2 protein-coding genes are annotated in these 12205 nt (G+C 43.3%); both read left to right on the top strand.

Annotation, left to right across the window (positions count from 1 at the left end; all coding sequences use genetic code 11):
* Nucleotides 1-26: 26 nt before the first annotated feature.
* Nucleotides 27-2981, top strand: coding sequence for an ABC transporter substrate-binding protein (locus tag HH196_RS05325; protein WP_169451125.1), 2955 nt, complete (start codon nucleotides 27-29; stop codon nucleotides 2979-2981).
* A 162-nt stretch (nucleotides 2982-3143) separates the two neighbouring features.
* A complete protein-coding gene (locus HH196_RS05320; protein ID WP_169451124.1) occupies nucleotides 3144-12182 on the top strand; it encodes a Calx-beta domain-containing protein in 9039 nt (3012 codons plus the stop codon).
* The last annotated feature ends 23 nt before the right edge of the window (nucleotides 12183-12205 follow it).

Genomic DNA, 12205 nt, shown 5'->3' with positions numbered 1-12205 from the left:
TTTGAAAACATTAAGGAACGTTAACCATGGTTAATTTGAGAGAAAAGTTCAAAGAGCTAACTCGACAACAGCTATTCCTTTTGATCATTTCGGTCATTGTGGTGCTGTCTGTCATCTTCTCTTTAATTGCTCGTACAGTTGTGTTGCAACCCGATGCTGATCGTCCGTATCGCATTGTCTTAGCTGCACCTCTATCGGGGGAGAGTCAATTAGTGGGTGACTCACTTCTTGGCGGAGCGAGATTGTTCGTTGATCAGATTAACCAAACGGGTGGTTTAGCCGGGCATTTGCTGCAGTTAGAGGCCCTAGATGACAAAGGGACGGTTGAAGGTGCTCTGGAAGTCGCTAAGAAAGTATCCTCAGATGAAGGCGTCCTAGCGGTTTTGGGTCATGGATTTACTCCTGTCAGTGATGAGTTATCAGCGGTCTATGATCAAGCAGGTGTGCCTGTTATCAATCCGCTCTCTTCTTTATTCACTAAGAATAGTTCAAAAACGCTTTTTAATTTGACCCCTAGCTCAGAAACCCAAACCCAATTCCTTGCTAACTATGCTCTAAACGTATTGGGTAAGAAGGTTGTCTCTATCGTTCGTGATAGCAGTGATAAAGGCGCTACACTCTCTAAAACTTTCTCTGATACCTATGAGAAGTTTAAAACTAAGACAAACTACGAATGGGTGGTAGATCTAAGCGGTGATTCTGATCAGCAACTAGCTGAAATCGCTGCAGAGATTAAAGCTAAGGTTGATACGGGTACTGTCTTTATCGCATTGGAGCCTGTTAAGGCTGCTAAGTTTGTAAAAGAGCTTCGTGATGTCGGTGGTCGTAACGCGTTGATTGGTTTGTCAGGCCTGGCAACACATGCATTCAGAACGACACTGAATGACCTTATCTTTGAAAAGCCAGGTGACTCACCTTCATACCGCACAGCTGGTGATTACATTGATAGTGTGGTGCTTACATCTCCGTTGATGTTCGACACTGCAGGTGAGCATGTTCAGAACTTTAAAAACAACTTTATTGATGCTGAAAATCGTTCACCGGATTGGGTTGCTGCCCATGCGTTTGAAGCTGTTGAGCTTGTTGCAAGTGAAGTTAAAAGTGTCGAAGGACTAAACAGCCTTAGCGTAAAAGAGTTACGTGCTGCACTTATTGAAAAGCTAAATACTAAACCGTTGAATGCTGCTAAAAGTACATCGGATCCTATGTTTGATGTATACCATCAAGCTCGCCGTGCAAACTACATTGGTAACTACAGTGGTACAACTCTAGTTTCCGCGCTTACTCAGTTACAGCCAATTCTTGAAGGTGGTAACAAGAACTACATTGCAGAGTTCCGTGAAGGTCGCGTCCTATTTGTTAACGACCGTTTCATGTACAAAACAAACGTAATCTACACAGGCCTTCAGATTGATGAGATCTCTGATATTAATCTTGATGATGGCACTGTGATGCTTGATTTTGGAATGTGGTTCCGCTTCCGTGGAAACTTCGATCCGCAAGATATTGTCTTCAAAAACAACGCAGAGGATATCTCGCTTGGTGAGCCTGTTTTCAATGAACAACAGGGTGATATGACTTACCGTCTATACCGCGTTAAAGGTAAGTTCTTTATGAACTTTGGTGAAAAGTCGCCACCTTACGGCCAGTATCAGGCGGGTGTCTCGTTCTCACATGAATTGTTGAACAAAGATAACCTTCAATACGTTGTCGATTTCCTTGGTTTGGGGCTTTCTTCAGGGAAAACATTTGAAACATCGCTCAATGAAACTCGTGCATTGAATCCAAATCTAGGTTGGCAGATTGATCGCGCTTGGATTGGTCAAGATATTAAAACACGCAGTGTATTGGGTAATCCTAAGTATGTTGGCCATGCCAGCTCTTCGCCTGACTTCTCAACTATTGAAGCAGGTATCATTCTTGAGAAGAGTAAGTTCAATCTTAAGAAGTTTGTCGATCCAGATTACTTTGTGTACCTAGCAATCTTCGGTATCTTGGGTGGCGTTTTTGCCGTGGGTATGGACCGTAAAGAACGAGGTGGTTTCTGGAACTTCCACTCATGGATTCTTCGTGTCATCTCTTGGCCACTGCTTCTGCTTGCTGCGGGTAGTCTGATTCTAGACTTCTCAGCACAGAACTTGAGTGTCTACACCACAGAAATGGTGGCACTGACATACAGTGCTCTTTGGTGGTTTATACCTGCTCGCTTGCTTGTTATTGCCTTGGAGCGCTTTGTCTGGATTCCACTAGAATCCCATACTGGCCGTAAGATCCCGAATGTTATTCGTGGATTTGGGGCAACAGTGATCTACATCTTCGCAGTCTTGGGCATAACGGCTTTCGTATTTGGCCAACAGCTGACATCGTTATTAGCTACGTCTGGTGTCTTGGCGATGATTATCGGCTTAGCGATTCAAGCGAACATCGCCAACGTTTTCTCAGGTATCGTGCTCAACCTTGAGCGTCCATTTCAGGTGGGTGACTTTATCAAGGTCGATAACGTGTTTGGTCGTGTTGCGGATATCACTTGGCGTACGGTGCGTATCGAATCTTTGGATGGGCCGGTAGTGAGTTTGACCAACGGTAAGGTCTCGGAAGCGAAGATCGAAAACCATAACGATGTTCCTCGCGGATTGCGTATGGAGCTTGCTTTCCATCTTAGTCCTGATATTGAGCCTACACGTGTAGAAGAGGTAGTCAATGAGATCATTGAGGATGCAGATTACGTGCTCGGTAAGGGCGGTAGCAAACCAGCACATCAGTTGATCTTTACAGGTATAGAAAACGTGAATGGTAACTGGGTTGCGTCGTACATGTTGATCTTCAAAGTGAAGAACTTCCTAGCCAAAATACAGGCTCGTGGGGATTTCTGGCAGTCTCTACGTAACCATTTAGTTGCGCATGAGATGCCACTTAAGCCTTCAGAAAATTCTATTCTTAAGGCAATCACTTCTGATGCTTCAAGTACATCCGAGGTCTAGTAGCTCTTGAATGTCAGAAAAAGTAAGGTTTATTTTTTAAGTTTAATGTAAGTTTTTGCAAGGTTTTGAAATTGGCCTGTAATAAACTCGCGAGATAATTTTGTTATTCCGTTTGAAATTAAAGAGACGGTGCACATATTGGCCTAAGCCAGAGGTATTTTTATGTCAGAGAACACTAAGCAAAACCTAAAGCGCAATCGTTCGTTCGCTTTGGAAGCTCGTACACTTTTTGATGGTTCCGCTATATTTGATATGGCGCTGAATCTGGATAATGTTGATGGGCCTGATGTAGTTGCTAGTGAGTCTGTTTCAAGTCACGTAATTCAATCGGCAGAAGCAGCAGTCAGTGCTGTAGAGTCAAATTTACTGAGTGCCAATCGTGACGATATTTTTGCTTCATTTAGCGGTGGGCAAACTGTTATTACAGCAGAGTGGAATAGTGCTTTAGATCAGCTTCAATCTGACATGGCTGATGGGAAAGTCTCCGTTGCACTTGGTTTCCTAGGTGACTCCTCTATGGAGGGTAACACAGGTCTTTTCTCTGCTGAGGGGCCAGATGGCAACCCTGTTATCTATTTGAACCAAGATTGGATAGATGGTGGTGCTTCAAATTCTGACATAGAAGCAGTGATTTCTGAAAAACTAGGTGAATTTGTAGATTCTCGCCTAACACCTACTGCTCGAGAAGTTTACTTCATAGATGCTTCGCTGGCAGATGTTCAAACCTTGATTAATGCTGTACCAACTGATGCTGAAATCTTTATGGTCGAAGCGGGTGTGGATGGTTTTGCATTCATGGCCGAAACCTTGGCTAACGAAAGTGGTATCTCTGCTATTCATGTTTTGGGTCACGGTTCTGTGGGTGAAGCGCAACTTGGATCGGTAACACTGTCTGATTCCAATCTAGATTCATACTCAGCTCAACTAGCTGCTATCGGGCAATCACTGACAGCTGAGGGGGATATTCTTCTATACGGTTGTAACGTGGCTGCTTCAGGTGATGGCGAAGCCTTTATCCAAGAGATCGCAACTTTGACTCAAGCTGATGTGGCTGCTTCGGATGATGTTACAGGTGCTGGTGGAGACTGGGAGCTAGAGGTCGCTTCTGGTTCTGTAGAGAGTGTTGGATTTTCACTTGTTAGTTATAAAGACAATCTTGCTATAAGTAATGCTGGTTTCGAAACTGATCTGTCTAGTTGGTCATCAAATGATGCAGCGGTCATAACAGGGTCGCAAACTATAAACGCAGGGTCTAATACTTGGGTCGTAACTGGTTCTGACTCGAAAATGATTAAGCTGGAACCATCTGGTAGTTGGTCAGAGTTAAGTAACGATTTTCAGTCGCTATCAGGTGTGTCTAATGACACCATGACCTACATAAATGATACCTTTTACTCCAGTTCTTACATGACGCCAACTAACATGGCTTATGTAACTCAGACATTCAGTGCAACAGCTGGGGAGACTTATACGGTTGCTTGGAACTACATCTCTACAGATTACGAGCCCTACAATGACGGTTCTATTCTTACGCTTGTTGACAAAAGTGATCCTAGTAAACTTGCTATTCTAGATGGTGTAAAAGCTGAAATAACCCTTCTAGGGGCAACGAATCCAGGAACGGGTAATTATACTACTGGTTCTTACGGTAGTACTGGCTGGCAAGAATCAACAATTCAGATAACTGAAAGTGGGACCTACACTATTTCACTAGCTGTATTTAATCTGGGCGATACAATTTTAAGTCCACACCTTTATATAGATAATATAGCGGGTACCACCACTAAAAACGGCACTCCGTTCGATCCAGTTCCGGAAGATCCTAATGCCCCAGAACCTGCAGGTGATCCGGTAGAAAATCTTCAAGTTGACGTTACTGAAGATACTACTCTCACAATTGATGTTGATGGTTCTGATGCGATTTTTAAGCTAGGCAATGACCCTGCAGGCGAAATTAAGTTTGCCACATTGCCAGACTCGTCGATCGGAATTTTTAAATACAATGGTGCTGCGGTATCAGCTGATACGGCTTATGATTTAACAGGCAGTAATGTTTTAACCTTCGAGCCAGCATCAAATGCGAACGGTTCAGGAAGCTTTTCTTGGACTGGGAGGGTTTCTGTTGGTTCAGGTTATTGGAGCAGTACAGGCTTAGGGACTATAACCGTCTCTGAAGTTAATGATGCACCAACAATCAGTGCGATTACTTATACAGGTGCCTTAGTTGAAGTTGAGGGCACAGGAAATGGTGCTGAAGAAGCTAGCTCTGGAAGTGCAAGCGGTACTATTACAGTTACAGATCCAGATAGTGGTGACTCAGTAACTCTTTCGGAAACATACAATAATGATATGGTTTGGGTGTCAGGTGGTGCTACCCAAACATTGCAGCTAAGTCAATCTAATGTCGATGCTATTGTTAATGGTTTTGTCTTAGGTGCAAACTCTTCGAGTAGTACCTGGACATACAGCACTAATGAAGATTTAAACTTCCTCGGAGCGGGTGATACCCTGACATTCAGCTACAATGTTAAAGCTACTGATGGCAGTGGTGTTAATTCATCAGTTCAGACTGTAACGATCACAATCACTGGTGCCGCTGAACCTGTACCCATTACTATTAGTGATATTACTGTCAAAGAAACAGATACGTACGCACAGTTTGAAGTCAACGGCACTGCTAGTAAAACGCTTGCAATGGATCTTTCTGGTGGTACTGCTACAGGTGGTGGTACAGATTACGGTACTGGATTTGAATATAGCCTAGATGGTGGGTCAAATTGGGTTACGTACACTACACCCTTCTCAGTAGGTAGTGGTGTTTCAGCTGTTTTAGTCAGGGTTCCTATCGTTAATGATAGTGTAGATGATGATGGTGAAACCTTTGATTTAAATGTATATGAAGTTGCTACATCAATGGCTAGCACAAGCGTTTATGACGCTGAATATAAAACTATTGATATAAGTGGATTAACTTTAGTATCAGGTACAGCTAATAGTGAGGGTGCAGTGTATCGAGCTGCAAATGCTGTCACCATTAACTCTCAATCGATCGATGTACTTGTTTCTATTACTGGTATGTCGAATGTTTCAAGTTTTACTCTTGATAATGATGGTAGTAACTCTTCACGATTCCAGCCTGAAATTAACTCTACCAGTAGTAGTGGAAGTGCAGTTGATTTTACGTTCTCCTTTGTTAAAGACTATACAGGGCCTAGTTCCTACACTGCTGTTGCCCTAGAGAACTTCTATGTGAGTGGGGTGGACGTAGATGGTAGTAGCAATTATCAAGAGTATGCTGAAATAAGCGGCTTCTCCTCTTACCAAGTAGATAAAACTAGTAAGCTAGATATTACTGAAGATTACCGAGATGGCTTTACACGCTTTAGTGGTATTACTTCGAACTTGAGCGGTATTACATTTGAAGATACTGCTTCCTACCAGACAACTTTCGATGTTGCACGTACAAGTGTTGATGTTCGTTTAGGTGTTACTGGGCAGACTAGTGGTAAACGACTCTTCTCTCTAACTATGGGGGCGCCAGTTGGTACATTTACCAATACAGGCTCTTCTACATCAACTGAAGCAGTAACTGCTACAGCAACAATACTTCAGCCAGATGGTTTGTCTATCTCTGATGCAACAGTGAATGAAGGCGCAGGTAAAATTGCGTTTACTGTGATTCGTGATTCTGGTTCTGGAACTGCCTCTGTTAATTACTCGGTTGTAGGTAATACCGCGACGGTTGGTACCAGTGGTAAGGATATTACTCCAGACGATGATCTAAGTGGAACTGTAATTTTTGCTGATGGGGATACAACAAAAACTATTACATTAAACGTTACTAATGATAATGTTTTTGAGGGTTCTGAAAATTTCTATGTAAATTTAAGTAACGCAGTCAACCTAACACTCGATGATACTCAGGCTGTAGGAACAATTCTCGACAATGGCTCTGGATCGGGCGGAGTTGATGATGACCGTCCATCATTCTCTGTGAATGATGTGTCAGTTAACGAATCGGCAGGAACGTTAACTTTTACTGTTAGTAAAACTGAACACTACGATACCCTTTTGGGATCAACGGTTTATTACACCCTTGAAAGTTCATCAGCCACTGCAGGTGAGGACTTTGTTCATAAATCTGGGACGCTAGATTTCTCCGCATCAGATCTCACTAAAACAGTGACCGTTACGCTCTCGAATGATTCAATCTATGAAGGTTCAGAGCAGTTCTTTATTAAGTTAAGTAATCCTACCAACGCGATTATTTCCGACGAGAAGGGCGTTGCAACCATTTGGGATGATGGGACTTCTGATGGCACTACATCAGCGAGTGATGATGACCGTCCATCGTTCAGTATTGGTGACGTGACTGTCAATGAGGAAGCTGGATACGCAATCTTTACTGTAACTAAGTCAGGTAACACAGCTGTATCAGCTTCGGTTCAGTATGCAACTACGAATAATGGTACAGCTGATAGTGGAGACTATGTATCCAAAGCTGACACTTTAAATTTTGCTAAGAACGAGACCACTAAAATTATTAGTGTAGCTATTAATGATGATGCAATTTATGAGGGCTCTGAAACCTTTGGTGTTGTATTATCAAATGCTTCCGGCGCAACAATCAGCGATGCGAATGGTGTAGGTACTATTAAAGATGATGGTACAGGTAGTGCCAATAGCGGAGGCAATGGTAGTGGGTCTGATGATGACCGACCAACTTTCACCATTGGGGATGCTACTGAGGATGAAGGCGGTACATTAGTTTTTGATGCCACTCTTTCAAATGCAACTAAATCAAATGTTGAAGTTGCGTTTACTCTTTCTGATGTCAATACAGAGGGTGTTGACGATTATGGCAGCATGACAGTTGAGTATTACAACTCCAAAAGTTCGACATGGATTGAACTTACAGCGTCTTCTGGCAAATATACGTTGCCAGCTGGTTACACACAAATGCGTGTCAGCGTAACTGCAGAAAACGACTCAATATTTGAAGGTGTAGAAACCTTCACTTTGTCTGCAGCTGTAACCGATTCAGCAATTACTGACACAGATACCGGTACCGGTACTATTTATGACGATGGTAGTAACGTTGGTGATGATTCTGATACCGATACAACCGCGGATGACGACCGCCCTAGCTTTAGCGTAGATGATGTCGACGTTAATGAAGATGCCGGAACAATCACATTTACAGTGACTAAAACTGGTACTACGTCGGTTGCTTCTTCCGTTAACTATCAGATCAGCAGTAACAGTGCTGCGGTAGGTAGTTCTGCGGCTACCGGAACAGATGTTTATGGTACATTGAGTGGCACGTTGTCGTTTGCCGCCGGTGTCTCTACTCAAACTGTTGTACTTAATGTCACTGATGACAGCGTTTACGAGGGTGAAGAGACATTCTATATTGATCTTTCGTCTGCATCACAAGCGACAATATCAGACGCCCAGGGTGTTGGTGCTGTTTGGGATAATGGTACTTCAGATGGTTCTACTTCAGCGACCGATGACGATCGACCAAGTTTCAGTGTTGATGATGTAACAGTGAACGAAGGTGCAGGAACTATTACTTTTGCTGTTGTGAAAACAGGTGCTACAACCCAAGTTACTACACTTGACTGGATAGCTAATAGCGGTACGGGTGTTGATGCTGCAACTGTTGGATCAGGTGGTGATATAACTGGCACTGCGAATGGCTCACTATCTTTTGCCGCAGGTGAGACAACTAAATACATTACCCTCACCGTAGCTAATGATACGGTATTTGAAGATACTGAAACTTTTACGCTAGATCTCTCTAATGTGAGCAGTTCAGCTACTATCAGCGATGCTCAAGCTATCGGTACCATTGAAGATGATGGTACCGGTAATGGTGGTTCAGACGACGATAGAGCCCGTTTCACTATTTCGGATGAGATTGAAACTGAAGGTAATACTTTTACTTTTACTGTTTCACGTTCAGGTGACACATCCGTTGAGCAAACTATTCAATACGCTACTTCTATAGAATCTGGTGATACAGCTGAAACAGAGGATTTCACTGCCGCTAGTGGTACTTTAACATTTGCTGCTGGTAGCAACTCCGAAACATTTACTGTTTCAACAGTAAGTGACTCTACTGTTGATGAAGGTAATGAGTCTCTAACAGTCACACTATCTAATAACTCTGGTGGAACCAGTCTTATTGATGATGCTGTTGGGGAAGGTATCATTTCAGATGGAACGGCTAGGCGCACACTTGCTATCTCTGATGCAGCAGAAGATGAGGGCGGCACACTCTCATTCGATGTGACACTAGACGGTGACATCGCATCGGATGTTGAAGTTGGGTTTTCATTAGTTGATATCACTACTGAAGGCTCAGCAGATATCAACAACATGGTTGTTAGCTACAACAATGGTTCTGAATGGATTGTTCTTACACCAACTGCCGGTAAATATACATTACCAGCAGGAGGCGACGAGATGCGAGTAACTGTTGATGCTGTTGAAAACTCTACTTACGAAGGAACTGAAACGTTCAGGCTCGTGGCAGACTTCCCTAATGAATTTGTTATCGATACCGATTACGGTACCGGCACCATTTATGATGATGGTACTGACGACGGCGACGATAATGACGGTACTGCAGATAATGACAAGCCAAGCTTTAGTATTAACGATGTAACGGTTAACGAAGCTTCAGGTACAGCAACCTTTACCGTAACTAAATCAGGTAATACCGAGCTAGCCTCATCTGTTGAATACAGTACTTCGGATGGTACAGCTGAATCAGCCAGTAACTCTGATTACACTGCAATAGCAAGTACTCAGCTGAATTTTGCTGCGGGTGAAACCGAGAAAACGGTTACAGTGACAATCACTAATGATTCGCCTGCTGTTTACGAAGGTAGTGAAACATTTAACGTAGTACTTGCGAACGCCTCAGGTGCTGTTATCAGTGATGCTACGGGTGTGGGTACTATTAAAGATGATGGTACTGGTAACGCATCCAATGGTGGATCGGGTGCTGGTAGTGATGATGATCGCCCAACGTTGACCATTGGTAATGCGACTGAAGATGAAGGTGGTACGCTCACATTTGATGCAACCTTGTCTAATGCGACTCAAGCTGATGTTGAAGTAGAATTCACTTTAACGGATGTGACAACTGAGGGCAGTGCTGACTATGGCAGCATGACTGTTAAGTACAATAACGGTGGCACCTTGACCACATTGACAGCTACAGATGGTAAATACATCCTTCCAGCTGGAAATACTCAACTTCAAGTGAGTGTTACCGCAGTAGATGACTCTACATTTGAAGGTGTTGAAACATTTACCCTTTCAGCTGACGTTACGGACTCCGCAATCACCGCTACTGATACCGGCACTGGCTCTATCTACGATGACGGTACTAATGATGGTGATGATAATGATGGATCTGCTGCCGATGACCGTCCAAGCTTTAGCGTCAATGATGTTGATGTTAATGAAGGCGCGGGCACTATCACCTTTACGGTTACTAAGACAGGTGCTACCGCCGTTACATCAACAGTCAATTACGCCATTAGCAGTAATTCAGCGATAGTCGGTAGCACAGCGGCATCTGGTACAGATGCGTCTGGAACCTTAAATGGAACACTGCAGTTTGCGGCAAATGTTGCAACTCAAACTGTTACGTTAAATATCGCAAACGACAATATCTATGAAGGTAACGAGCAGTTCTACATTGATCTATCATCTGCTACACAGGCGACTATTTCAGATAGCCAGGGTATTGGTGAGATTTGGGACAATGGTACTTCTAACGGTACTACGTCAGCCAGTGATGACGATCGTCCAAGCTTCAGCATCAATGACGTTACTGTTAATGAAACAGATGGTACAGCTACATTCACCATTACTAAAACAGGTAATACTGAAGAGACTTCAACAGTTTCATACAGCACCGCTGATGTCTCTGCTGTTGACCCTGCTGACTACACTACAATCTCTACGACTCAATTAACATTTGCAGCCAATGAAACTGAAAAGTTCGTTACCGTTAGCATCATTGATGATGAAACGGGTGAGGTTGCAGGTGTTTGGGAAGGAACAGAGACCTTTAACGTTAACCTAAGCAACGTAAGTTCCAATGCTGTCATAGGCGATGGAACAGGTGTAGGTACTATTCTTGATCCCGAAGACCGTACCGTTCAGGTATCGGGTATTGGTCCTATCAATGAAAACTCAACCTACGCAGTTTTTGAAATTGATGCTGTTGGTGGTAACTACCAAGACCTGACGTTCGAAGTCTTCAATAAAACCGCTACTTTAGTGAACATTGAAGGTTCTCAAGATGCTTCAGTCTCCTTCATTGCTCCTGGAGATGGTACTAAGTTTTATGTAGGTGTAACCATTGCTAATGAAGATGATAATAACTATGAAGGTTTAGAAAACTTTGGCCTTAAAGCTTATTACACAGACGATCCAAATATCCAAGACACGGGTTACAACCTAATCGTTGATGATGGTACGGGTGTGCGTTACGACTACGCTAACGTTCCAAATCTTGCTGACTCTTTGAATCTTTACGAACTTGATAACGACTTAACTGGCGTTGATTCTGGTGGCAAGCCACTTCCTAAAGAGGGCGGTGAAGATTTTAAAGAGGTAGTCGTTCAGAAAACAGTAATCGACTACAGCGATGCTTTTAAAGAAGTGAAAGAGAGCCTGGATGCCTATGGACTTGCTGATGCAATTGCGACAGAAGCTCAATCGCAGATCGATAAGCTCTCTGGCAAAATAGCACTCTATGTACTGCCAGCTGTGGCGGAGGCGCGTTCTGATACAGTAAGTCTGTTCCGTCGTCTAGCCTCTGATGACGGCAATGCTTACATGGGCTCATCAGTTGTTCGATCAAGTCTTGCAATGGACTCTTTGGCTCCAATATCAGAGCTTTCTGCCCCTGTATTTGATGACGGTGAAGAGCTACAGCAAGGCTTCTTTGGTGAGGAGCTTACTGAAGCAAGCTTTTTTGATTCACTTGATGATGAGACTGAAGAGTTTTTCGTTGCAAACGTCACAGAGGTGGATAGTGAGCATCAAGAATTTACAGCACAGCTTTTAGCTGCAGCTAAAACTAATAACGGGGCGGGTATATCTCGTAGTTCAGCTCATGTGCTGAATTCGGTTGAACCAGTTAACTCTAACCTCAAAGATTCTAATAGTTAATCGATTTCGAATAGGAAAAATCA

The organism is Marinobacterium sp. LSUCC0821 (assembly GCF_012848475.1).
Lineage (GTDB): Bacteria > Pseudomonadota > Gammaproteobacteria > Pseudomonadales > Balneatricaceae > Marinobacterium_E.
Note: the sequence above shows the minus strand (reverse complement) of the source record. Positions and strands in the feature narration are given on the sequence as shown.